Annotated in this window: 20 protein-coding genes; 13 read left to right on the top strand and 7 right to left on the bottom strand. The window is 52.2% G+C overall.

Annotated elements, in window-relative coordinates; genetic code table 11:
• The first annotated feature begins 24 nt into the window (after window positions 1-24).
• The 4 genes from BUB30_RS06030 to BUB30_RS06015 all read left to right on the top strand — a co-directional run bounded on the left by BUB30_RS06030 (window position 25) and on the right by BUB30_RS06015 (window position 7,243).
• Complete coding sequence (locus tag BUB30_RS06030) at window positions 25-684, top strand: response regulator transcription factor (RefSeq protein WP_073134837.1); 660 nt, start codon at window positions 25-27, stop codon at window positions 682-684.
• 122 nt (window positions 685-806) lie between these two features.
• Window positions 807-2,129 (top strand): MFS transporter, encoded by a 1,323-nt coding sequence (locus BUB30_RS06025; protein ID WP_073131946.1) that lies wholly within the window; start codon window positions 807-809, stop codon window positions 2,127-2,129.
• A gap of 100 nt (window positions 2,130-2,229) precedes the next feature.
• Entirely contained in the window at window positions 2,230-5,739 is a 3,510-nt protein-coding gene (locus BUB30_RS06020; RefSeq protein ID WP_073131944.1) for a nitrate reductase, read from the top strand.
• A 52-nt stretch (window positions 5,740-5,791) separates the two neighbouring features.
• Window positions 5,792-7,243: a rubredoxin domain-containing protein gene (locus BUB30_RS06015; RefSeq protein ID WP_073131943.1), complete on the top strand. Its 1,452-nt coding sequence runs from the start codon at window positions 5,792-5,794 to the stop codon at window positions 7,241-7,243.
• 380 nt (window positions 7,244-7,623) lie between these two features.
• On the opposite strand, the gene BUB30_RS06010 is transcribed toward BUB30_RS06015, so the two are convergent.
• A complete protein-coding gene (locus BUB30_RS06010) occupies window positions 7,624-8,145 on the bottom strand; it encodes a hypothetical protein (RefSeq protein ID WP_143164783.1) in 522 nt (173 codons plus the stop codon).
• Between the two features lie 609 nt (window positions 8,146-8,754).
• On the opposite strand from BUB30_RS06010, the gene BUB30_RS06000 reads away from it, so the two are divergent.
• Window positions 8,755-9,381 (top strand): hypothetical protein, encoded by a 627-nt coding sequence (locus tag BUB30_RS06000; protein ID WP_073131938.1) that lies wholly within the window; start codon window positions 8,755-8,757, stop codon window positions 9,379-9,381.
• A 26-nt stretch (window positions 9,382-9,407) separates the two neighbouring features.
• On the opposite strand, the gene BUB30_RS34790 is transcribed toward BUB30_RS06000, so the two are convergent.
• Window positions 9,408-9,896, bottom strand: a complete 489-nt coding sequence (locus tag BUB30_RS34790; protein ID WP_143164782.1) for a hypothetical protein — start codon at window positions 9,894-9,896, stop codon at window positions 9,408-9,410.
• 252 nt (window positions 9,897-10,148) lie between these two features.
• Between BUB30_RS34790 and BUB30_RS05990 the strand changes: the two genes are divergently transcribed.
• Complete coding sequence (locus BUB30_RS05990; protein ID WP_073131935.1) at window positions 10,149-10,967, top strand: SUMF1/EgtB/PvdO family nonheme iron enzyme; 819 nt, start codon at window positions 10,149-10,151, stop codon at window positions 10,965-10,967.
• A gap of 39 nt (window positions 10,968-11,006) precedes the next feature.
• On the opposite strand, the gene BUB30_RS05985 is transcribed toward BUB30_RS05990, so the two are convergent.
• Window positions 11,007-11,363 (bottom strand): response regulator, encoded by a 357-nt coding sequence (locus BUB30_RS05985; RefSeq protein ID WP_073131933.1) that lies wholly within the window; start codon window positions 11,361-11,363, stop codon window positions 11,007-11,009.
• Window positions 11,364-11,751: 388 nt separating this feature from the next.
• Between BUB30_RS05985 and BUB30_RS05980 the strand changes: the two genes are divergently transcribed.
• The 6 genes from BUB30_RS05980 (at window position 11,752) to BUB30_RS05955 (ending at window position 18,411) form a co-directional block, all read left to right on the top strand.
• Window positions 11,752-12,717: a TolB-like translocation protein gene (locus BUB30_RS05980; RefSeq protein WP_073131931.1), complete on the top strand. Its 966-nt coding sequence runs from the start codon at window positions 11,752-11,754 to the stop codon at window positions 12,715-12,717.
• 333 nt (window positions 12,718-13,050) lie between these two features.
• On the top strand, window positions 13,051-13,800 hold the full coding sequence (locus BUB30_RS05975) for a sensor histidine kinase (RefSeq protein ID WP_073131930.1): 750 nt from the start codon (window positions 13,051-13,053) through the stop codon (window positions 13,798-13,800).
• Window positions 13,766-14,485 carry a LytR/AlgR family response regulator transcription factor gene (locus BUB30_RS05970; RefSeq protein WP_073131928.1) on the top strand — a complete coding sequence of 240 codons (720 nt, stop codon included), beginning with the start codon at window positions 13,766-13,768 and terminating at the stop codon, window positions 14,483-14,485. The genes BUB30_RS05975 and BUB30_RS05970 overlap by 35 nt, the downstream gene beginning before the upstream one ends.
• Window positions 14,486-14,638: 153 nt before the next feature.
• Complete coding sequence (locus tag BUB30_RS05965; protein WP_073131927.1) at window positions 14,639-16,909, top strand: cation:proton antiporter domain-containing protein; 2,271 nt, start codon at window positions 14,639-14,641, stop codon at window positions 16,907-16,909.
• 147 nt (window positions 16,910-17,056) lie between these two features.
• Window positions 17,057-17,347 (top strand): hypothetical protein, encoded by a 291-nt coding sequence (locus BUB30_RS05960; RefSeq protein WP_143164781.1) that lies wholly within the window; start codon window positions 17,057-17,059, stop codon window positions 17,345-17,347.
• 44 nt (window positions 17,348-17,391) lie between these two features.
• Window positions 17,392-18,411, top strand: a complete 1,020-nt coding sequence (locus BUB30_RS05955; RefSeq protein WP_073131924.1) for an NHL repeat-containing protein — start codon at window positions 17,392-17,394, stop codon at window positions 18,409-18,411.
• Here the strand turns inward: BUB30_RS05955 and BUB30_RS05950 are convergent.
• The 4 genes from BUB30_RS05950 to BUB30_RS05935 form a co-directional block, all read right to left on the bottom strand.
• Entirely contained in the window at window positions 18,406-19,215 is an 810-nt protein-coding gene (locus BUB30_RS05950; protein ID WP_143164780.1) for a hypothetical protein, read from the bottom strand. The two genes, BUB30_RS05955 and BUB30_RS05950, sit on opposite strands and share 6 nt — an antisense overlap.
• 148 nt (window positions 19,216-19,363) lie before the next feature.
• Window positions 19,364-19,960 (bottom strand): hypothetical protein, encoded by a 597-nt coding sequence (locus BUB30_RS05945; RefSeq protein ID WP_143164779.1) that lies wholly within the window; start codon window positions 19,958-19,960, stop codon window positions 19,364-19,366.
• A gap of 85 nt (window positions 19,961-20,045) precedes the next feature.
• On the bottom strand, window positions 20,046-20,462 hold the full coding sequence (locus BUB30_RS05940; protein WP_073131919.1) for a hypothetical protein: 417 nt from the start codon (window positions 20,460-20,462) through the stop codon (window positions 20,046-20,048).
• Between the two features lie 65 nt (window positions 20,463-20,527).
• The gene (locus tag BUB30_RS05935; protein WP_073131917.1) at window positions 20,528-21,250 is read right to left on the bottom strand and encodes a hypothetical protein; all 723 of its coding nucleotides are present in this window, start codon (window positions 21,248-21,250) and stop codon (window positions 20,528-20,530) included.
• Window positions 21,251-21,440: 190 nt separating this feature from the next.
• Between BUB30_RS05935 and BUB30_RS05930 the strand changes: the two genes are divergently transcribed.
• The gene (locus BUB30_RS05930; protein ID WP_073131916.1) at window positions 21,441-23,144 is read left to right on the top strand and encodes an amidohydrolase; all 1,704 of its coding nucleotides are present in this window, start codon (window positions 21,441-21,443) and stop codon (window positions 23,142-23,144) included.
• The last annotated feature ends 103 nt before the right edge of the window (window positions 23,145-23,247 follow it).

The following is a 23,247-nucleotide window of genomic DNA, read 5'->3' as shown; positions in this document are numbered from 1 at the left end:
AAACGGGAAAGAACAACCATGTCCATGAATAAAATAAACATTGTGCTTGCCGACGACCATGTCCTGGTGCGGAACGGCATCAAGGCTATGCTGGAATCGGAGTCGTCTATTAATGTAGTAGGCGAGGCCGGCGATGGCAACGAGGCCCTGGAATCGGCCAAGGCGCTGCGGCCCGACATCCTCGTGCTCGACATCCGCATGCCCAACATGACGGGACTGGAAGCAGCCGAAAAATTAAAGCAATATGCTCCCGACACGAAAGCGGTGATCCTTTCCATGCACGATTCGGAAGAATATGTGTTGCAGGCCCTGGATGCCGGTGCCTATGGCTACCTGCTGAAGGACACCGACAAAAACGAATTCATCAAAGCGCTGAAACAGATCCATGGCGGTCACAAATATTTTAGCGGCGCCGTGTCAAACGTATTGGCCAACCGTCTGCTCCACGCCAAACCAACGGCTGGAACAGCGACGGCAGCGAAGGACGATCGCTACCACCTGACCAAACGGGAAAAAGAGATCTTGCGCATGGTCGTGGATGGAAAACACAACAAGGACATCGCCGATTCTTTGGGCAAAAGCGTGCGCACCGTGGAGACCCACCGGTTCAACATCATGAAAAAACTGGACGTGAACAACGCCGTGGATATGGTGAATAAGACCGTTAAAGAAAATCTCCTTTAATTACGTAGTTTATGCAAACGATTTCCGGTTCAGTGCACTCGTTTAAGTAAATAATTACGTATTATTACGTAAATCTTATACCTAATTTACTTACTTTTATTACGCAACAAATACGTAATAGAATGCAAGTAACCCAGCCCTCCACTTCCATCAACCTGTTGGACTTCAAAAGTGTGTCGATGCGCACTTTCCACCTTACGTGGATCACCTTCTTTGTTTGTTTCTTTGGCTGGTTTGGCATTGCGCCGCTCATGCCGGTGGTGCGCGAAGACCTGGGCCTGTCGAAAGCACAGATCGGCAACATCATCATCGCCTCGGTGTCCATCACCATTTTTGCGCGGTTGTTGTTCGGATGGCTTTGCGACAAGATCGGGCCACGCATTTCATATACCATTTTGCTGTTGGCCGGTTCGCTGCCGGTGATGTTCATCGGATTGAGCAACAGCTATGAATCGTTCCTGTTGTTCCGGCTTGCCATTGGTGTGATCGGCGCTTCGTTCGTGATCACCCAATATCACACGTCGGTGATGTTCGCACCCAACGTGGTGGGCACGGCCAATGCCACCGCCGCCGGTTGGGGAAACATGGGTGGCGGTGTGACACTCATCGTGATGCCGCTGATCTTTGGCGCTTTCGTGGGCATGGGCTATCTCGAACCTTCCGCGTGGCGCTATGCCATGGTGGTGCCGGGTGTGGCGTTGTTCATCATGGGCTTTGTTTATTATTTCTGTACACAAGATACACCCGCCGGAAATCTAAGCGACTTGAGGAAGGCCGATCCAAACTACAAGGCCAAGGCCAAGTCGGGCGAGAGCTTGCTGACGGTTTGCAAGGACTATCGCGTGTGGGCTTTGTTCCTGGCCTATGGTGCATGTTTCGGCATCGAGATCACCATCGACAATATTGCTACCCTTTATTTTGTTGACAATTTTCATTTGGGATTGAAAGAAGCGGGCATCATCGCCGGCTTGTTCGGTATGATGAACATTTTTGCCCGCGCGCTTGGCGGCATCTTTGGCGACAAGGCCGGTCGCAAGTTTGGATTGAAAGGCCGCATCGTGATCCTCAGCGCATTCCTCCTTATGGAGGGGCTAGGGCTGATGTTATTCTCTGCCATTGATGTATTGCCTTTGGCCATTGCGGTGATGCTTGGTTTTGCATTGTTCCTGAAGATGTCTAATGGAGCAACCTATTCTGTGGTACCCTTTATAAATCAACGGGCTATCGGCATGGTGTCGGGCATCGTGGGGGCCGGTGGAAATGTGGGCGCCGTGTTGGCGGGATTTCTTTTCAAGTCGGAAACGCTCTCGTATCGCGAAAGCCTGTTCATCATCGGTGTGGTGGTGGTGGGCGTGTCGGTGGTCGCCTTCCTGTTGAGTCTTCCCAAGACCCTGGAAGTACGCCAGCCGGAATTGCAACCTGCTATGGAAAAAGTTAACGCCTGAGACCGATGCGGAAATTTTACTGAAGTATAAACTCAATAACCCCGGGCTTTAGCCCGGGGTATAACACCAACACTCGAAAGGGCTTTAGCCCCGACCGCACATGCACGACACGAAGAACACCTACAAGACAACATGCTCCTACTGCGGCGTAGGCTGCGGCATCGTGGTGAAAAAAGGGCGGCGCGACAACCTGTCCCTGGAAGGCGACAAAGACCACCCCGTGAACCGCGGCATGCTCTGCTCCAAAGGCATGAACCTGCACCACGCCATGCACGACAAGCGCGACCGCCTGCTGTATCCGGAGATGCGCAAAAGTCGCCACCATCCCATGGAGCGCGTCTCGTGGGACACGGCCATGCAACGCGCCGCTGCCGTGTTCTCTTCCCTCATCAAAACCTACGGACCCAACTCCGTAGGCTTTTATGTTTCTGGACAGTGCCTCACCGAGGAGTATTATGTCGCCAACAAACTCGTAAAAGGATTTCTCGGCACCAACAACATCGACACCAACTCGCGCCTGTGCATGAGCAGTGCCGTGGCGGGCTACACCAACATGCTGGGCGAAGACGCCGTGCCCGTTTCCTACGCCGACGTAGAACTGGCCGATTGTTTTCTCATCGCCGGCGCCAACCCGGCGTGGTGCCACCCCATCCTGTTCCGACGCATCGAGGCCCACAAGCAAGCCAACCCCGATGTGAAGCTGATCATCGTGGACCCGCGCAAGACCCAAACCTGCGCCAACGCCGACTTGCACTTGCAACTCCTTCCCGGGACCGACATTTATCTCTACAACGCCATCGCCCGCGTGCTCATCGAGAACGGCGATGTGGACTATGATTTCATCAACCAACACACCGAAGGCTTCGAAGAATATCGCGCCTCGGTTTTCCAATACACCGTGGCCGAAGCCGCGCGCCACTGCGACGTCAAAGAAAGCGACATCCGGCTGGCGGCTTCCTACATTGCGGCCTCAAAAGGATTTCTGACGCTGTGGGCGATGGGGCTGAACCAAAGTGTGATCGGCGTAAAAAAGAATTTCTCACTGATCAGCCTAAACCTCATCACCGGCCACATCGGCAAACCCGGCTCGGGACCGTTTTCCCTCACCGGCCAGCCCAACGCCATGGGTGGACGCGAAGTGGGCGGTCTCGCCACGATGTTGGCGGCACACCGCACGATTGCCAATCCACAACATCGAAAAGAAGTGGCCGAGTTCTGGGGTGTAGACTCCATCTCGGACAAGCCTGGCTACACGGCCACCCAAATGATCGAAGCCCTGGAACGCGGCGACCTGAAAGCGGTGTGGATCATCTGCACTAACCCGCTGGTGAGTTTGCCCGACCTCAAACGCGCCGAGGCGGCGTTGAAGAACGCGCGCTTCGTCGTGGTACAGGACATCTCCAGGCTTTCGGACACGGTAGCTTACGCCGACCTCGTACTTCCCGCGGCAGGCCATTTTGAAAAAGAGGGAACGATGACCAACTCCGAACGCCGCATCAGTCACCTGCGTAAAATTGTGGATCCCCCCGGCGAGGCCCGTCCCGACAGCGAGATCCTTTGCACGTTTGCCAAGGCCATGGGATTTCACGGTTTCGATTTTGCATCGTCCGCGGAAATATTTGCCGAGCACGCCAGGCTGACCCAAGGAACGAACATCGACATCAGTGGGCTGTCCTATGAACGGCTGCAGACCGAAGGCACCCTGCAATGGCCGGTGCCCGATGAAACGCATGGTGGCACGCCCCGTCTTTTTACAGACCATCGCTTTTATACCCCATCAAAAAAAGCAAAATTCTTTACGCTCGACGCACCCGAAAATTTGTCGGACCCGCCGACCGCGACGCATCCGCTCATCCTTACTTCGGGCCGCATCCGCGATCAATGGCACACCATGACGAAGACGGGAAAGGTGAACCGCCTGCGTCAACACATCGACAAGCCTTTCCTGGAGATCCATCCCTTTGATGCCGCCGCCCGGAACATCCGTGAAGGCGATCCGGTGGTGATCAAGAATGAACATGGAGAGGCGCGTGTGTGTGCAAAGATCACGGAAGAAATTAAACCGGGCGTGGTCTTTATGCCCATGCATTGGGGCAAGAGCATGACCAGCGACCTGGCCCGCGTAAACAATGTGACCAGCTCGCGCGTGGACCCGATCTCGAAGGAACCCGATTTTAAATTTTCGGTCGTCGAAGTATATGCCTACCGTAGACCGGCGGAGAAAATCCTTGTCGTGGGTGCGGGCGCTGCAGCCTATCGTTTTATCTGTACCTATCGCTCCCTTAACGTGGAGGACGAGATCACCGTGATCTCGAAAGAAAAATATCCATTCTACAACCGCGTGTTGTTGCCGGAATATGTGAACGAACACCTGCCCTGGGAACGCCTGCAGAAATTTCAGGACGGCGAGTTTGAAGCGCTGAATGTGCGGTTGCAGTTGGAGAATGAAATTGTGGCGATCAACCGGAAAGAAAAAATTGCCGTCGATAGATTTGGCGAACGCCATGCCTACGACAAACTCATCCTGGCCACCGGCACGCGGGCACACGTTCCCAACGATGCCCCGGTGAAGCTCCCCGGCGTGTTCACCATGCGCACCCGGCCGGATGCTGACCGACTGAAAGCGCACCTGAAACCAAAAGGCCATGTGCTCATTGTGGGCGGTGGATTGTTGGGCTTGGAGCTTGCCGTTTCCCTGCGTGAAATAGACATCTCGGTTTCCATTTTGCAAATGAGCAGCCGTCTCATGGAACGCCAGGTGGACCAGGTAGCCGGGGAGTTGCTCCTGGAGTTTATCGAAGAGAGCGGCATTGTGGTGTACATGAACGACCAGGTGCAATCTGTCTTATTTGATGAAGCGACCGAGATGCTGGTACCACAGTTGCGCAGCGGCAAGGAGATCCAGGTGAATGCCATTGTGTATGCCGTGGGCACGCGCCCGAATATCGAGTTTGCGCTGGAGGCCGGCATTGAGTCGGGGAGGGGCATTATCGTGAACGATTATCTGCAAACCAGCGACCCCGACATCTTTGCCATCGGTGAAATTGCCGAACATCGTGGCAAGACGCTTGGCATTACGTCGGCTGCCGAAAAACAAGCCGACGTGCTGGCGCGTTTTCTCTATGGTGACGCCCAAAGTCAATACGATGGCGCGGTGCCCATGAACATCCTGAAGCTGTCGGGTCTGGACCTTTGCTCGATCGGCCTCTCCGATATCCCCGCCAACGAAAAGGACTACGACGAGATCCTGTTCATCGACATGTCGATGCGCTATTATAAAAAATGTATCATCAAAGACGACCGGCTGGTCGGCGCCATCCTGATCGGCGACAAAAGCGAGTTTGCCGAGTTCAAGTCGCTGATCGAGAACGGCACGGAGCTTTCGGAGCGCCGCATGCAGCTGCTGCGGTCGGGCAAGGCGGCCGAGCCGGTGTTGGGCAAGCTCGTGTGTTCGTGCAACCAGGTGGGTGCCGGCAATTTAGAGGCGTTGATTCGCGGCGGCTGCACAAGCCTGGGCGACCTTTGCAAGCAGTCGGGCGCTGGTTTAGGATGCGGCAGTTGCAAACCCGAGATCGCACAGATGCTGAAAACGGCAAAAGTTAGTGCGTGACCCATGGAATTGACAAATAATTCTTTTAGTATCAAAGCGGGAAACTGAAGGTATGCAAGGCGACGAAAAACGCGATCTCATCCGGGTATTTGTAAAAGGTGGCTTTCTTTCGCCGGCGGCGTTGCTGAAGATCATGGAGCTGTCTAAAAGCCTGGGCAACAAATATGTGCTCTTTGGCTCGCGGCAAGACATCATGTTCCCCCGCAACCAGGCCGGCGAGGCGCAGGTGGATGCGGTGTTCAACGCCATCAAAATTGAACACGAACTTTCGGGCGATCAATCGGTCCACCAGAACATCGTCAGCTCCTACGTGGCCGTGAACGTGGTGGACACCACGCCGTGGGTGAAGGAGGATACCTACAACGTGTTGATCGATGCCTTCGAATTCACACCGCGTCTCAAGATCAATATTGTCGACCCCCTGCAAAGCCTGGTGCCGTTGTTTTCGGGCGAGTTGAATTTTATCGCGTCGCGCGAGGAAAACTACTGGTACCTCTACATCCGCGACCCCCGCAAGGGCAACCTGCTGGAATGCTGGCCCAAGCTCATCTTTGGGCAGGACATTCCCAAGATCGCACGAGAGCTCGAAAAGATCTTCCAGGAATTCCTGCCGTTTACGACCGAGGAATTGTATCTCGTGCTAAAAAATAATTACGTACGGATCAACTATCACCCCATCACCGAAAAGCTGGCCTTCACCGACACGGCGTTTCCCTATTATGAAGGTCTGAACGCCATGCTCAACAACCAATATTGGCTGGGCTTATATTGGCGCAACAACCAATACGACATCGAATTCATGAGCGCGGCCTGCCGGCTGTGTCAGGAAACCAACATCAGCAAGATCAACATCATTCCCTGGAAGGCGTTTGTCGTGAAGGGCATCAAAGCCAGCGACCGCCTGCGGTGGCAGAAGGTGATGGGCAAGTTTGGGATCAACGAACGCCACTCCTCGCTGGAGCTCAACTGGCACTTGCCCGTGATCGACGCCGAAGCCCTCGAGTTGAAGCGCTTTCTGGTGCGCGAGCTGGATCAACAGGACATCAGCACGCATGGCCTCACCTTTTCCATAAAGACCAATCGCGAGAGTTTTCATTTCACGTCAGTGGTCATTGCCCGGAGCCAGATCGGCGGCACGACCACGGGCGAGTATTATGACATTTCTTACGCCAAGGATTTTAACCCCAACACGATCACTTATATTCCCTATGCCCGTCGTGTATCCAAAGAGTTGATCCCCGCCTTGCTTATCGAGTTGAGTAAACTCTATTTCCGCCAACTCAACCCCGAAAAAGAACCGGCCAAGTCACCCGACACTCCAGCGGTAAATGGCCATCCCGACTCCATCTATCAATGCAGCAACTGCCTGACCGTCTACGACCAAAAATACGGCGACGAGATCGCGCATGTTCCAGCAGGGACAGCGTTTAGCGAATTGCCCGAAAGCTATCGCTGTCATGTGTGCGATAGCGAAAAGAAATATTTTGTGGCCGTGAAGGAATAACGCCAGGCGCTGTTTTTTTTTCGGCACGCCATTCCCTCCACTTTCCCGAACTCCGTAGGAGTTTCCCATCATAACCCGGGTTTTAACCCGGGGAAGGGATGAAAAAAGCAAGAGCGCCACAGGAAAGTGTGATCGAGCCTCGAATGGTTTGGCGCGCAAAGGTACGCTGCATCCGAGCGCAGTGCGGTGTGCGCCATGAACGTGGCGTGCTTCTATTTTCGTGGGTGCGTGGCGCAGGTGGATCGTGGGTTCGCATACACCGGGTTGGCACCCGGTGTTATGATAGAGAACTCCTACGGAGTTCAAAAATTTGCGGCTGTGAAAGGATGATATTCGTTGAACTATTATTTTGTAAATGTGTAGGAATAGCAACCGCATTGCTATTTCTCCTTTTTTCTTAAGGTCGCAAATATAGTTACTAACTTGTGCAGCGCCTCGTCGTCAGCACCGTGACCAAATGCATGCACGTAGGTATCCCAACCATCTTTAGTGTTTGTGGCGCCGATTGCTTGGCTGGAAAAACCATTCATGCAGTCGAACAGGGTCCATTCCTCCAGCGCGTTGAATAGCGGCGCTTGCAGGGGTGCATGTGAGCAGGAATTATTTGCAACGCTGAAACGGGATGGATAATTGCCTAAATAAAATCCACCATAAAAATTTGGTATTGAGGTTGTGTCGATGGGTTTAAAGTAAAACACGGAAAAGTCCGGGCCTGTATTTTCTTTCAAAGAATAATTCGACGGGAGGTCAATCACATACCCGCTGTGAGGAACCACTTTGGTTTGCAACGGGCTCACAAAAGTAGTATCAACCGTATCACCTTCGCGTAAGGAAAGGAAGACTGCCGTGCCGAGCGCGGCCAAGACAATGCCGGCTAGTGCTATTTTTAAAATGGATGACATTTGATAATGCAATTTGAGCTGTAATCCGCAAGATGACTTAAAGACACAATTTTTCGTTTGGCCGGCTACAGCGCTTTGTTGAGAATTGTTAGCGGCGTGCTGCACGGTTGCCAGCAATGACACCTCAATACGGGTCCATGTAATATGTGCGGCTTTTCTAAACTATAATTGTGTCCAGGATGCTATCAAGCGTATCAGGCAGATGTATGGATTCACCCTGAAAGACTCCAAAAGCGATAGCCATACCGATGTATGCAACAAAACTTCATCGCATGCCATCGCATGTTTTTCGGCTTTTTGGATAGAATTTGAGAGCAGACCGCTGCTCAAATTGTCCTCATGACAACCCGCGATAAATCCCCTCCCAAGTGGTGGCCAGTTCGACCTTCATGGTTTAAACTCTTTCTACAAACCCACCCACTCTTTTATGAAAATCAAATTGATATTTAATAGCATGGTCGCCCTCTCGGTAATTTTTCTTGTTTCTTGTACGGCTGGTCAAAATGTGAGACCTAACATCGAGTCGAAAATATTGCAGTCCCAATTTGTGTCTGACGCGCTCAATAAATTCATGAAGGACGGCTACTCTGCGCAAAATGTTCCTCGTTCATGAAAACCCTTTACGGAATAGATTTTGACGGTGAATATGCAAAGATCATCCCGCTTTTTTCATCTGTCCATAGTTTGCAAGTGGAGGAAAGGGGACAAGATATCGAAATGAGGGACATCGCTGCAATGCTTGAACGCAACGAAATGGGACCGGAAACGCGTTCTTACCACCACTTGGAGAATCTTGTCAGGCTTTTTGACGACGAGCAATCCAATGCCAGTGTGATAGGTGCGTTCAATAGATTTAAGGACCAGATAATTTCAGACCCTGAACTTTCTGATTCGGAGAAACGAAGACTTGTAATGGCCCTTACAACGATCGCGAGTAACTACGATGGCATTGCAAAGGGTATCACATCAAGCATGAGGGAAGCCTCTAATGAAAGAACGCAGGGCCTTTTTAATAGAGTATGGCGTGTCATCAGGTCAGTTATCATTACGTCTACCATTGGAGCTGCTATCGGTGCAACAGAAGGACCTGTAGGCGCGATTATCGGCGCAGCGGTAACAACCACCGCGGCCGTCTCTGATGCTCAGTTCAATCACAATTGTCACTTTGCCCTTCAGTGCGACGGTGGTTGGCGCCAGGATTGCATGACGGGTGAATGCAAGCCTTACGCTCAGTAGTGAATAGAATGTTGAACCAAACGAATTTAAAATTGAAAACAAGACGATGTCTTTTGCAAAAAGCCGTGGGTGTCTTTGTGGTAACTTTGTTTCTTGGTCTTGGTCCCAGCAATGCTCAGGAGCGACCGGGAATCATTTACAGTCAAAAAGCGCAACGTGATGACAAGGTCTGGTATTTCCATGTTATGAGAGACCGGCATGGGCGGGTAACACTCACAGAAGACTCGCTCATTTTTACGAGCAGGAAGGTTTCTACCTCGTTCTTCAATTTCGCGTTTGCCTACTGCGACATTCAGTCCATCAGAACCTGGTACGCCGACATGTTCATCCCCAATCGCATCCGAATCAAAACCAAAAGCGCAGGCGCCGTGCGGCTTTTTACCTATAAGAGACGTACACTCATCCGCCTCACGCGCGAGAGAATGGCCGCATGCGCTGCGCCCTAAAACAAAACAGCAGGCCACTGCGAAACCGCAGCCCTGCTGTTTTTTGTCTAGCACAATTTTAAATTCCAATCAACGTTTTTAAAATTCCCAAAATAAAAAACTCAACCAAATCACTATTGATTGGAAGTAGCGAGTATATTGACCACAAGGAATTTTATTCGAGACAACGTTATCAAAATAAAAATGGAAGGAAGGTTAGTAATTAGCCTTGTATTGGTTGTCACAGCAAGCCTGTCAGCTTCTGCCCAATCCAAACGGCAAAAGGTCAAAACAATAGCTGAAATATTCACTCCTCCCAATGGGGTATACCTCCGCGACAGCATGTTCATTGATGAGACGGAGATTGCGAATGTTCATTACCTGGAATATCTTCACTATGTAGCGAAAGACTCCAGTGAGTCTTTCTATTTGTCACAGTTACCGGACAGCACGTGCTGGGAGCGGGGATTCACACCAGCGGACTCGGTAAGCGAGTATGTTGAGCACTATTTTCGTTACCCGGGTTATCGGTATTTCCCGGTAGTGGGCGTGTCATACGAACAGGCGATGAACTATTGTACGTGGAGAGGCAAAGCTATTTTGCTGGCGATAAAAGAAGACACCTTGCATAAAAGCTTTCCTGACCTGACGGCCTATGATTTGGAGCTCACTTTTCGCCTGCCAACAGAGGAAGAATGGGAACTCGCCGCCGCCGCGGGTCTGGATAAAATGACGTATCCGTATGGCCTCGTACGTCCCACAACTCAGCGAAAGTTTTCTTTCCGCGTTGGCAAAAAAGACGTGTGTGAATGCCTGGAGCATAATCATATTCCTTATCAGCCCTCGAGCGTTATTCACAAGATGGAATTCAAACTGCGGGAGAAGTACTATTTCAATTTAACGGACAAACCCATAGCCTGCCCGATGAACAGCGCCTTTGATTTGGGGTATATCTATGACCTGCTGCCCAACCCACTGGGGCTGTACAATATGATCGGCAATGCCGCGGAGATGACCGCCACCCGAGGCGTTGCCAAGGGCGGATCGTACCGGCATACGCTCGGGGAGTCGAACATTTCCAACAAGCAGTTGTACGAGCAGTCGGAGGCCTGGCTGGGGTTCCGGTGTATTGCTGTTGTGCGATTGAAGAAGAAATCATAACACCACCGGGTAGCTGCTCAGTTACAGGAGTGCCGGGGGTCATGCCCGTCCCTCCTTCACCAAAAGCGTAAAAGCATTTACATCAAAAGGTTTCAGCAGAATATCCTTAAACCCCGCCTGAAGAAGTTTCTTGTTCCGCGAAGGCTCCGGGTGACACGTGCAGGCCAGGGCAAGGAAATTGTTCTGTCGTATGTTTTTAAGATCGCGCAGCAGGCGGATGCCGTCCAGGTCCTCGCGCAGCATGGCGTTCACTACGGCAACATCGAACGAATGACTCAGAGCGAAGGCCACGGCTTCGGTGGCGGAAGAGAGGGTGGTGACGGTGTAGTAGGGGTTGAGCAGTTTCTTGATGATAAAACGATCTTCTTTCAAGTCATCGACCACTAACACGTGCATAAGCAATGTTTGTTTTACGCGTGCAAAGATAATGCACCGTATGGCTGCGAATGTTAAGGCTTCTTGAAGAAGACATGAAGTCTTCAGTTCCCACCCATACCGGACGTTCGAGTCGCTCTCTATCGAGTGTTCCCACGGTGCGTTCGGCAGCCCCGGCCGGGCTAGAGGCCGGGACCGTTGTAACGACATGAATCGATTCGTGCTTGACGATGTGCTTCCTTGCCTCCCTTCGACCCGCTATGCATGTGCCCATCGAATTTGAAATAAATAGCCCGGTCGCACAATTGCCGCAAAAGGTGTGAGTGCTTTGACCACGCTGAAGTAGTGAAATAAATCAATACGACGTACCTTGGACATGGCTATCACGCCAGACCTTAAATAGAAAATTATGCGTTATCTCCTCACATTCCTGTCGGTCGCCTTCGTGTATTCGTCCATCCAAGCTCAGCCAAAATCCTATGCGCACGCCGGAGCCCTGGTGCAGCCGCGCATTTTTGGTGAGGGCATCGTGAGCACCGGCGACTACGAATCTCACCCAGCATTTTCGCCGGGTGGCGATACGCTGTATTTTGTCAAGAGCGGCCCGGATATCAGCAAGTGGACCATCTGTGTTTCGTACTATAAAAATGGGGCTTGGACCGTGCCATCGATCGCACCATTCTCAGGGCAGTATATGGATGCCGATCCTTTCTTCACAAAAGACGGCAAGACTTTATATTTCATTTCCAACCGCCCCCTCAAAGCCGGCGACCCGGCCAAGGCCGACATGGACATCTGGAAAATGCTGCGCACGAAGATAGGCTGGAGTGAACCGGTCCGGATGGAAGCGCCCATCAACAGCGACAAAAGCGAATATTATCCAACCTTAACCGACAAGGGCACGCTCTACTTCGGTTCGCGGAGGGACGGCGGGTCTGGGGGCTCCGACATTTACCGCAGCGTGTTGGTCGATGGCAAATATCAGCAACCCGAAAATCTTGGCGAGGCCATCAACACGTCCGGCAGTGAATATGAACCGTTTATATTCGCCGACGAAAAGATCCTGATCTTTCTCGCCGCCCGCCCCGATCACCTCGACAACGCCGACCTCTATGTGAGCTACAACGAAAACGGAAAGTGGACTCCGGCCGAACGATTGCCCGAACCTTTCAACTCCGGGGTGACCGAGTTCTCGCCGAAGGTGTCGCGCGATGGTAAATACTTTTTCTTTGCAAGCTCGCGCAACAGAAATCCCGCCACCACAGCAAAACCCGAGACGGCCGCAGAGATGGACAAACGTCTGCACAGCGCGGGCAATGGACTTAGCGACATCTACCAGGTGGATCTCTCCGCGCTGAACCTACGCAAGCCGTAGCCCTGGCCCGGCTTCAGCGTGGTCAGGGCTAAAGCCCTGGTGAGTGGTTATCCTTGTCCCTGGCCTAAAGGCCAGGGTTATTCAGATGCTATAACGAGATTGCAGAATCTGATTGGTGTCCTAAAGTTAGGACACATCTTTATTTGAGTGATCGGAAAATCAATTGAACGAGTACCCCGGCCTTTAGGCCGGGGGTATCAACCCAATGCGTAACCGGGCTTTAGCCCTGACCTTTCCGCGCACCATCAACCACGCCGATAGCTCATCGCTGGCATGGACTGCTAGGCGGTGAAGGCAAAACCTTGTACCTTCGCTTTCTTAAACACGAAAGCTTTGTCCCCTTTTGTTTATATCCTTTCAGCCCTGGTGCTGCTGCTGGCCGCGGTGGCGATCTATTTGTGGCGCAAATTGGCGCGGGCCGAAGCGCGGCGAGAGGCGGCGCAGGCTCAGTTCGAAGTACTGGAGCGCAAAGTGAACGGACTGCAACTCGAAACGCTGGAGGCCAAGCTGAACCCACACTTGCTGCGCAACATTCTCAATTCCATACAATCGCACGCCTATCAAACGTATTTCTCCCTTCACAAGCTGTCGAACGTGCTGGACTATTTGTTGTATGAAACACGTCATCGCTATGTGACACCGAAAGAAGAGATTGAATTTGCCTTGAACCTGATCGAGATCAACAAGATAAAGGTGAGCCCGTTGTTCGAATTGAAGGTGAAAACAAAAATCGATGAGAGCGATCCCATGTATACCCAACGCGTGCTGGCCCCGCTCATTTCCGTAGACCTGATCGAAAATGCTTTCAAGCACGCCGACCTGCAGCGCGCCGATGCATTTATTTCCGTGGTGTTTGAATTGAAGGACAATACTTTTTTTCTTACCGTGTCCAACAAGATCTCCTCCAAACCCAGTATGTCCAAGGAGAAAGGCGGCATTGGCGCCGAGACACTGGCGCAGCGGCTGCGCATTATTTACCAGGACGACTTTAAACTGAACCGGTTTGTGGAGAACGATACGTACATTGCCCATTTAAAGATAGACCTGCTTGAACACAAAGTTAAGATGCTTGCTGCTCGATGACGAGCTCCCCGGGCTGACCTACCTGAAGTTGCTCTGCGAACAACTGCCGGAACTGGAAGTGGTGCGGGCCTACAACAACCCCGAAATATTCCTGAAAGAATTGCCCACGCTGGCCTTCGATCTCTGCATTCTCGACATCGAAATGCCCGGCACCAATGGCCTGCAGATCGCCGCTTTGCTGAAGGGCAAGCCCGTGATCTTTACCACCGCCTACACCGAATTTGCCGCCGACGCCTTTGACCTCGACGCCGTGGACTATGTGCGCAAACCCATCACGAAAGAGCGCCTGCAACAAGCCGTACAAAAAGTGGGACAGCGCATCAACAAGAGCGAGTCGTCCAGGAATTTTGTGCAACTCAATACCGACAAGGGGAAAACCCTTTTATTTTTTGATACCATCGGCTACGTCAGTGCTTCCGAGACCGACAGCCGCGACAAATTTGTTCAACTCACCGACGGTCATACGCTTACGCTGAAAAATATTTCCTTCGAAAAGCTGGAGGGCCTGTTGCCGGCAGCGGATTTTTGTCGTATTAACAAAAAGCAAATGATTGCTTTGAAGAGCGTTCAGCATTTTTCGCACGATCAGATCACCACAGCATTTTCCGACGCGGCGGGCAAATCCATTGTGCTTACGCTGAACGAGATCTATCGCACTGACTTCCTGAAAAAGGTAAAATTGTAAGTCCCTCGAAGGGCACGGCATTTCGTTACATTTTTTTCCGGTTTCATTACATTCTGTGACCAGCGGCCTTCATTCTTTCTCCCGCTTTTTCATATTTGCACCGGTAAATGCGTCGCACCACGGCGGTTCTACCGGACGCATAACAAAGCAAGCATGAAGAAGTTTAGAAATATATTTTTTTATATCGGCGTCATCGGCATTTTTTCGGGGTTGATGTACTGGATTGTGTTGGTGGGAGAGAAGCAAGAGGCGGGGAGAAATATCGTGGTGCGCGCCGCGGAAACCAACCCCTGGTCTGATTTTGTCACCGGGTTCAGCCACAGTCTGCACCATCCTTTGGCGGTGTTGCTGGGGCAGATCGTGACCATTATTCTGTTTGCCCGTCTCTTTGGATGGATCTGCAAAAAACTGCGGCAGCCGTCGGTCGTGGGCGAGATCATCGCGGGCATTGTGTTGGGCCCGTCATTGCTCGGCATGTACTTTCCCGAATTCTCGGCGGCCTTGTTCCCGAAGGAATCGATGGGCAACATCCAGTTCCTGAGTCAGATCGGGTTGATCCTGTTCATGTTTGTGGTGGGGATGGAGCTTGACCTGAAGGTGCTGCGCAACAAAGCGCACGAAGCGGTGGTGGTGAGCCATGCCAGCATCATCATCCCGTTTGCGCTCGGCATGGGGCTGGCCTATTTTATCTACGCATCATTTGCGCCCGAGGGCATACAGTTTTCTTCCTTCGCTTTATTTATCGGCATATCGATGAGCGTTACCGCCTTTCCGGTGTTGGCGCGCATTGTGCAGGAGCGGGGCATCCAGAAAACACGCCTGGGCACCGTCGTCATCACCTGTGCGGCAGCCGATGACATTACGGCCTGGTGCATTCTGGCGGCCGTCATTGCCATTGTGAAAGCCGGATCGTTTGTAAGCGCCCTGTATATCATGGGGCTGTCCATCGGCTATGTAGTGGTGATGTTGAACGTGATCCGCCCGTTCCTGAAACGGGTGGGCGACCTGCATGCTTCTCGCGAAAACCTGAGCAAACCGGTGGTGGCTATTTTCTTTCTCATCCTGGTGATTTCTTCTTACGCCACGGAGGTGATCGGTATCCACGCCCTGTTCGGAGCGTTTATGGCTGGCGCGGTGATGCCCGAGAACATGAAATTCCGAAACATCTTCATCGAAAAAGTGGACGATGTGGCCGTGGTGCTGCTGCTTCCCTTGTTCTTTGTATTTACAGGATTGCGAACACAGATCGGGTTGTTGAACGATCCCCATCTGTGGATGATCACCGGCGTGATCATCCTGGTGGCCGTTACGGGAAAATTCCTGGGCAGTGCGCTGGCCGCGAAGTTCGTTGGACAAAGCTGGAAAGACAGTCTGGCCATTGGCGCCCTCATGAACACCCGCGGACTGATGGAGCTGATCGTGCTCAACATCGGCTACGACCTCGGCGTGCTCACACCCCAGGTGTTTGCCATGATGGTGATCATGGCGCTGGTCACCACCGGCATGACGGGGCCCGCATTGGACATCATCAACTTCCTCTTCAAATCGAAGACCGCGGTAGTGGATGCCGAGGTGAGCCAGATCAGCAAGTTCAAGATCCTGGTTTCGTTTGGCAACCCCGAGCGGGGACGGTCCCTGCTGCGCCTCGCCAACAGCCTCACACGCAAACTCAACGGCAACGCGGCTATCACGGCCATGCACTTGTCGCCGAGCAATGAATTGAATCAGTACAATGTCGAAGAGTATGAGAAGGAGAGCTTCTCGCCTGTAGTGGAAGAATCGCACCGGCTCCAACAAAAAATAACCACCTTGTTTAAACCCACCAACGACATTGACGCAGAGATCGCGGAAGTGGCCAACCGCGGCGACTACGACCTGTTGTTGGTGGGGGTGGGCCAATCCATTTTTGAAGGCAGCTTGCTGGGAAAAGTGCTGGGTTTCACCACCCGCATCATCAACCCCAACCGTCTCCTGGGCACCGTGACGGGCAAAGAAAAATTGTTCGACAGTTCTTCGTTCGATGAACGCACCCGCTCCATCCTAAGCCGAAGCCATGTGCCGGTGGGCATCCTCATCGACAAACAACTGGAGAAAATCGACCGCGTGTTCATTCCCCTGGTGGAGCCCCGCGACAAATTTCTCATCGGCTATGCCCAACGCCTCATCAACAACGCCGAAGCCCAGATCACCATCCTTGATCTGAACGACGTGGTAAAGAACGACGCCGAGATCCGCGAATCCATCCGCGCCATCGAGCAAAACGCGCCTCAACACATCCGCCTTCTGCAAGACAAAACCATCGACAAATCCTTCCTGGCCCAGCAAGAACTGGTCATCCTCAGCCTGGAAACCTGGAAAAAGCTCATGGAATCCCACAGCGAATGGCTCAATAACACATCCTCCGTGCTCATCCTAAAACCGTAATCTCCTTAACCTCATCAAGGGCCACGCGACAAAGCTTTAGTGGAAAGGACGGCCGTGCCCGCCGAGGCTTCGGTGAGGCGGATGAAATGTTTTTTGAAAAAATCAGTAGCTTTACTACGACCCGACACCGAAGTAAATCGCTACACCATGGAAACGCACCAAATCAATCTCTCCGCCTGCACCACCTATCTGGAATTACCCCCGCAGGAACTGGAGCGTCTCCAGGAGGGCGACACGCTCGCCATCCACTGGGAATCCTTCCAGGCCATGCCCGGCTTTGTAGAACCCCATCCCTACATCCTGTCCCGCACCGACATGGCCATCGTAACGGATGCCCTGGACAACAACCTGAAAGTCTTACTGGAAGTGAGCTTCCCGCTCAACCGCTACCTGCTCACCTCCGTCAAACCCATGGGCGCCGAAAGCCTGCAGGGATAAAAAATGATCATTAACTGTCGCCAACATTTCTAAACTACAACCCTATGAAACGAAGAGCCTTTATCCAACGCGCCAGCCTCGCCTCCATAGCAACGCTCACCATCACCACCGATCTGCTGGCCCGCAAAGCCGGCCCTGTCTATGGCCAAGGCAACATGAAGTTCACGCTGGACACCCAGTGGAGTAAAGCCGATCCGCTGAAAAATCCCGTGAACGATTGCCACGAAATGGTGCAGGACGCTTCAGGAAACATCCTGCTGCTCACCAACGAAACCAAAAACAACATCATGGTCTTCAACACCTCAGGCAAGCTGCTGCAAACCTGGGGACATGAATTCCCCGGTGGTCACGGCCTCACGCTCGCCGGCGACACTCTTTTCATCACCGACACCGTGAAGCACCAGGTCTACAAGGCCAGCCTGAAAGGCGAACTCCTGCTCACCATCGATCCACCCCAGGAAGACAACCTCTATCCCAAAGCCGAACAATTCGTCCCCACCGAAGTGGCCGTCGCAGACAACGGCGATTTCTACATCGCCGACGGCTATGGTGCGCAATACATTTTGCACTATGATGCTACCGGAAAACTGAAACACTATTTCGGCGGCAGGGGAGAAGGCGATGCCAAACTTGACAACGCCCACGGCATCGTGATCGACAAACGCCAAGGCAACCCCACACTGCTGGTGACCGACCGCACGCGCAATTGCTTCAAACGTTTTTCGATGGAAGGAGAATTGATCGAGATCATTGCGTTGCCTGGAGCTTGTGTATGTCGTCCCGTGATCAAAGGCGATCATCTCTATGCCGCCGTACTTCGCTCACCCGACCTTGGCGCGGAGGGTACTGGCTTCGTGACGATATTGGACAAGAATAACAAAGTGATCTCTAATATTGGAGGAACACCACCCGTGTATGCGGATGGAAAGCTGCAACCCATGGCGCAATCGGAAAAGTTGTTTGTCCATCCCCACGATGTGTGCGTGGACAGAGATGGCAACTTGTATGTGGCACAGTGGGCGTCGGGGAAGGTGTATCCGTATAAGTTGAATCACGCGTCATAACGTTTCCATGCCGTATTTCTTCAACAGTCGTTGGTAGTAATTGCTGACGATCGGCACGCCTGCGGCTTTCTCTGCCATCCGGAGTTTGTAAAGACCATAGGTGACATCGTAAATGAGGTCATTGATCTCAAAGATGGCGACGCGGGCGATGGCGCGCTCGGTTTCGGTATTGGCCACGAGGAGTTGTAAATCGTTTTGGATGCGCAGGCGCATCGCTTCGTCCATTTTTCCCGCTCCTTGGACTGCCCTCTCTGTCGATGATTTCACCTGAATAACAATGGCATTGTCCCGAAGAAGAAACGGGCCAACGTTTAGTGCGCAGAATGAAACCTGTGTGGTAGTGTCAAAGAGGGGATCATCGAACATCGTGAGCAGTGAAATCCGGAAAGGCAGCTCGGGCTTGCTTGAATAATTTACTTTCCACAACAGGAAAACAGAGTCGCCAAAGACCTTTTTGTGCGGTGCTTCAGGGGCCGTAAGGATGGCAATGGGGGATGGGTGATAATATACTGAGGATGAACGCTTGGGTTTTGCTTTCGCCGATTCGCTGTTCAAGGAAACGGGTGGATAACTTCCACTCCCCAGCTTTCGGGCGTAGCCGGTTTCCGTCAGGATGTTGGCGTAACTTTCTTTTCCATTGACCAAAAGATTCTTGCTGTCATCATACACCAACTGCCCGGCAACTACGGGTTGTCCGCCGATGGTGACGTCGCCCGAGAATGTGAGAATGGTAAGCTGCGGTTGCTTTTGCGCGACAGCGGGAAGGCATGTCAAAAGAAAAGCCAGGAGGAGGGTGTTTTTCATGCATTCTAAAAATACCTCCATTTTCATAGTTTGCAACAAGACTCCAACCAGGAAATTACTGAATAGAGGACTTGGTTTATTTCCGTATAACAGATCGTCCGGGGCCTGAAGATTTTCGAATGACGTGAGTCTAACCGCTGCTGTGCCGTTACTTTTTTTCCTCCGTCTTACCTAGCAAGTATAATGGATTACTCCAAACAATTCTCCATTTGCTCTTGTCTTCCATCAAAAGGTCGTAATCCAATACGTGCATTTTGCTTTCGAAGGGGTCGTCAATAATGATCAGACCAAGTTTTGTGGTTTCAACCTGATCGCCATAAACGCAATATCTACATGGATAATCAAACTTAATTGACCTTGCCAACGTGAATTTATATTCCTTGTTTTCTCCAGGCGCGAACTTTACCCGGATAGGATAGTTGCCATCGCATCCTGGCCCCTCAAAAGTCATGTAATTGTTATTAATCAGGAAATTGTACCAATAAGAGCATTTCATCAGCCAAATGCTTATTGAATCGCTCGAGGTATTTTTAATCTCCAGGTTTATGTCATAGAAGGTCTGTCTAACGTAGTCCGAATTAACCACGTATTGATTTTCGCGAATGGTTCTGGCATAGCGCTCCTTCTTTTCCTTTGTCTCATAGGTTCTTTCAATTTTTATGCTGACGGTAATGGGCAAAGGGGAATCCTGAGAAATGCTTTGATAAAAGCAGATCACTAAAGCTACAATGAGAAATCCTTTCATGCTTTTGGTTTTGTATCTACTATTTCCCATGGCGTTCAACGCACCAGGACATTTGCTGGCAGGCACGCCGTTGAGTGCTGGTCTCTTATCCCCATCTACTTTCAAGCGTCTCCATGTCGTTCGTTATTAATGCAGTCACCGCGTCTCGCACATCCTCAGTTGTTTGTCCAGTCCTGTCGGAAAGAAAATTATCGTCCATATTCTTAACGAGTCCGAACAATCGTGTCACCATTTTGGGTCTTTTATAAAAGATATAGAATTCATATCCTTCCCCTTCCTCAACAACTGAAATAGATAACCCGTGTCGGGTAGAGGCATTCTCAAACTCAAGGGAGGGGGAAAAATGAATGTCACTTTCGTTAGCCCCGTTCATTTTGTCAAGAAGGTCTGTCCACGGGAACCGGTCCAGGATGTCAAGTATTTCTTCTTTTCCAATGGCTCCCATTTCAATTGGGTCCTTCTTCAATGGGTCACAAATACTGTATCTAAATATATCGGTCATGAGTTGGTTGGTTGCCCAGTCAAGTTGTTAAAAAGAAAATGCCTGGATTCTGGCTCCCGATTCCCTCACCGCCTTCTCCGCTTCTTCTTCGGCGGTCCTGCTTTCCCTTGCCCCGAATCAAAGATCAACCCAATCGAAAATTCCAACCCTGTCAGATCGATCTTCGCATCGTTATACGAAACCTGTCGCGTCTCCAGGCTGGTATTGCCACCTGTAAAGCTTCCCGTCATCGGAAATTTTGACTGCCCCATCAGGTAGTTGGTTTCCAAGGACACGCCCACGGTTTGAGTAACATAAACCGTTAGCTCAGCGCCGGCGTGATAGCCCCAGCCCGGTTTGTTTTTGAAGGTGAAGTCGCTGTTCACGACTTGCCAGTTCATGTCTTTGCGTATAGCCCGGTCCAAATTACCATAGTTGATTTTCTGACTGAAACCATAGAAGCCAAAAGCGCCCCCTTTAACATCGAACTCGACGCGCGAACCTTTTAGTTGGATCACCAACTCCACGGGCACGAGCACCGTAAAGTTCGGACCCACAATAGCGTCTTTGGTTTCGAAGGGGAGGTCTTTCACGCCCAGGCCTGACATGCGATAGAGCGACCCGCCCGTCTCGATGGCCAGGAACCGGTTGATGTCAAAGCCCAGGCCCCGGATGGAGAAGGGGCTGATGGGGGTGGAGAAGTAGCCGTTCTTGGGAATGAAGTAAGAGAACGATAACCCGAATTGTTGTGCCTGGACCGTTGAACACGCCAGCACAAAAAGAAATGACAATCCCCGCAGAAGTTTCATAAGTTTAGTTTTTAAAACGTTCATTCCGGATCCGGCTGCTAGCCGAAGTGGACCTGCGCCGTGGCCAATGATATACCGGCCGCGAAATTTTGATCCCGGAATTTGTCCGGCAAGATAAGAAGCATTTACTTCTGCCATAAATTCTGCTTAACCTTGAAGCGTCTCAACCTAAACTGAAACCCAACGCACTATGCGGAACGCATTGTTCATCCTGCTCCTTGCCGCCGTTGCCTTTTCGTGTGGCAAAAAACAAACCCCGGCCGATACGGTCATCCTCGGCGGAAAGATCTACACCATGGAAGACGCTCATCCCCAGGTAGAAGCGGTGGCGGTGACGGGCGACAAGATCGTTTTTGCAGGCACGGAAAAAGAAGCACGCGAACTCATCGGCGAAAAAACAACGGTGATCAACCTCGAAGGCAAGACCCTCACCCCGGGCTTCATCGAAGGCCACGGCCACATCATGGGCGTGGGCTACAACGAGTTGAACCTCGACCTGATGGATGTGAAAAGCTTTGACGAGATCGTTGCGCGGGTGAAAGACGCCGTCAGCAAGGCGCAGCCCGGCCAATGGATCGTGGGCCGCGGGTGGCACCAGGACAAGTGGGATGTGAAGCCCGCAAAAATGGTGAAAGGATTTCCCCTGCACCAGGCCCTGAGCGCCGTGTCGCCCAACAACCCCGTGTTTCTCCGGCATGCCAGTGGCCACGCCGGATTTGCCAACGCCAAGGCCATGGAGATCGCCGGCGTGAACCAGCTTTCGCCCGAGAAGCTGAAGAAAGAACAAAATGAAGGCGGCGAGATCCTGCGTGATGAAATGGGCAACCCAACAGGTCTGTTCAACGAACGCGCCCAATCCCTCATCGCCGACCACATCCCCGACAACACCCGCGAGACCGACGCCCAGGCCCTCGACCTGGCCCTGAAGGCCTGTCTGCGCAACGGCCTCACCGGCTTTCATGACGCCGGCGCCTCGCGCGAGAACCTGGAGCTGTTCCATGAATTCAAGAGCGATGGAAGACTGAGCGTGCGCCTCTACACGATGATCACCGGCTTCGACCGCGATCTGATCTATGAGTGGATGAAAAAGGGACCGGAGATCGACACCACGGGTTGGCTCACCATACGTTCCATCAAGCTCAACTGCGACGGCGCGCTGGGCTCGCGTGGCGCATGGCTGCTGGAACCCTACACCGACCGCCCCGATTTTTCGGGCATGGCCACGTTGTCTATGGACACCGTGTTGAAGACATCACAGATCGCGCTGCAGCATGGCTTCCAGGTGTGCTCCCACGCCATCGGCGACCGCGCCAACCGCGAGATCCTGGATCGCTATGAAAAAGCCCTCGCCGAAAATCCCGTGAAAGATCATCGCTTCCGCATCGAACACGCCCAACACATCGACCCAAAGGATCTGCCGCGATTTGCCCAGCTTGGGGTGATCGCTGCCATGCAGGCCATCCACATGTCGTCCGACCGTCCATGGGCCATCGACCGGTTGGGCGAGAAGCGGATCAAGGAGGGAGCCTATATGTGGCAGTCGCTGCTGAAGTCGGGGGCGAAGATCGTTAATGGTACCGACGCACCGGTCGAGCCGCTCAATCCGATCGCTTGCTTTTACGCGTCCGTCACCCGCAAGACCCTGAAGGGCGAGCCCGAAGGCGGCTATGAGCCGGCTGAGAAAATGACGCGCGAACAAGCCTTGCGTTCCTACACGCTGGATGCGGCATATGGCGCGTTCCAGGAAAACATGAAAGGCTCTATTGCACCAGGCAAGCTGGCGGACTTTGCCGTGTTCTCACAAGACATCATGACCGTCCCCGAGAATGATCTTTTGAAGACGGAGATCGCCATGACGATTGTAGGAGGGAAGGTAGCCTATACGAAACCCTAAGAAAGCGCGGCAGTCCTACGTCATGTCGCAGGCACAAGTGTTTTAAAAACCTACGCCCGTGATTCAAGACATCCCGAATTTCGAAAGCACTGAACCCGGATAA

Source organism: Chryseolinea serpens (assembly GCF_900129725.1).
In the GTDB taxonomy this organism is placed as follows: domain Bacteria; phylum Bacteroidota; class Bacteroidia; order Cytophagales; family Cyclobacteriaceae; genus Chryseolinea; species Chryseolinea serpens.
The sequence above is the reverse complement of the archived record's forward strand: the minus strand, read 5'-3'. Positions and strand labels throughout refer to the sequence as shown.

Coding starts and splice junctions, on each gene's coding strand:
- BUB30_RS05945 (WP_143164779.1), bottom strand. CDS start 19,960: ATGAAAGGATTTCTCATTGTAGCTTTAGTGATCTGCTTTTATCAAAGC.
- BUB30_RS05935 (WP_073131917.1), bottom strand. CDS start 21,250: ATGAAACTTCTGCGGGGATTGTCATTTCTTTTTGTGCTGGCGTGTTCA.
- BUB30_RS05940 (WP_073131919.1), bottom strand. CDS start 20,462: ATGACCGATATATTTAGATACAGTATTTGTGACCCATTGAAGAAGGAC.
- BUB30_RS05980 (WP_073131931.1), top strand. CDS start 11,752: ATGCGTTATCTCCTCACATTCCTGTCGGTCGCCTTCGTGTATTCGTCC.
- BUB30_RS05930 (WP_073131916.1), top strand. CDS start 21,441: ATGCGGAACGCATTGTTCATCCTGCTCCTTGCCGCCGTTGCCTTTTCG.
- BUB30_RS06030 (WP_073134837.1), top strand. CDS start 25: ATGAATAAAATAAACATTGTGCTTGCCGACGACCATGTCCTGGTGCGG.
- BUB30_RS05985 (WP_073131933.1), bottom strand. CDS start 11,363: ATGCACGTGTTAGTGGTCGATGACTTGAAAGAAGATCGTTTTATCATC.
- BUB30_RS06000 (WP_073131938.1), top strand. CDS start 8,755: ATGAAAACCCTTTACGGAATAGATTTTGACGGTGAATATGCAAAGATC.
- BUB30_RS05960 (WP_143164781.1), top strand. CDS start 17,057: ATGGAAACGCACCAAATCAATCTCTCCGCCTGCACCACCTATCTGGAA.
- BUB30_RS05950 (WP_143164780.1), bottom strand. CDS start 19,215: ATGAAAAACACCCTCCTCCTGGCTTTTCTTTTGACATGCCTTCCCGCT.
- BUB30_RS05965 (WP_073131927.1), top strand. CDS start 14,639: ATGAAGAAGTTTAGAAATATATTTTTTTATATCGGCGTCATCGGCATT.
- BUB30_RS05990 (WP_073131935.1), top strand. CDS start 10,149: ATGTTCATTGATGAGACGGAGATTGCGAATGTTCATTACCTGGAATAT.
- BUB30_RS06020 (WP_073131944.1), top strand. CDS start 2,230: ATGCACGACACGAAGAACACCTACAAGACAACATGCTCCTACTGCGGC.
- BUB30_RS06015 (WP_073131943.1), top strand. CDS start 5,792: ATGCAAGGCGACGAAAAACGCGATCTCATCCGGGTATTTGTAAAAGGT.
- BUB30_RS05955 (WP_073131924.1), top strand. CDS start 17,392: ATGAAACGAAGAGCCTTTATCCAACGCGCCAGCCTCGCCTCCATAGCA.
- BUB30_RS06025 (WP_073131946.1), top strand. CDS start 807: ATGCAAGTAACCCAGCCCTCCACTTCCATCAACCTGTTGGACTTCAAA.
- BUB30_RS06010 (WP_143164783.1), bottom strand. CDS start 8,145: ATGTCATCCATTTTAAAAATAGCACTAGCCGGCATTGTCTTGGCCGCG.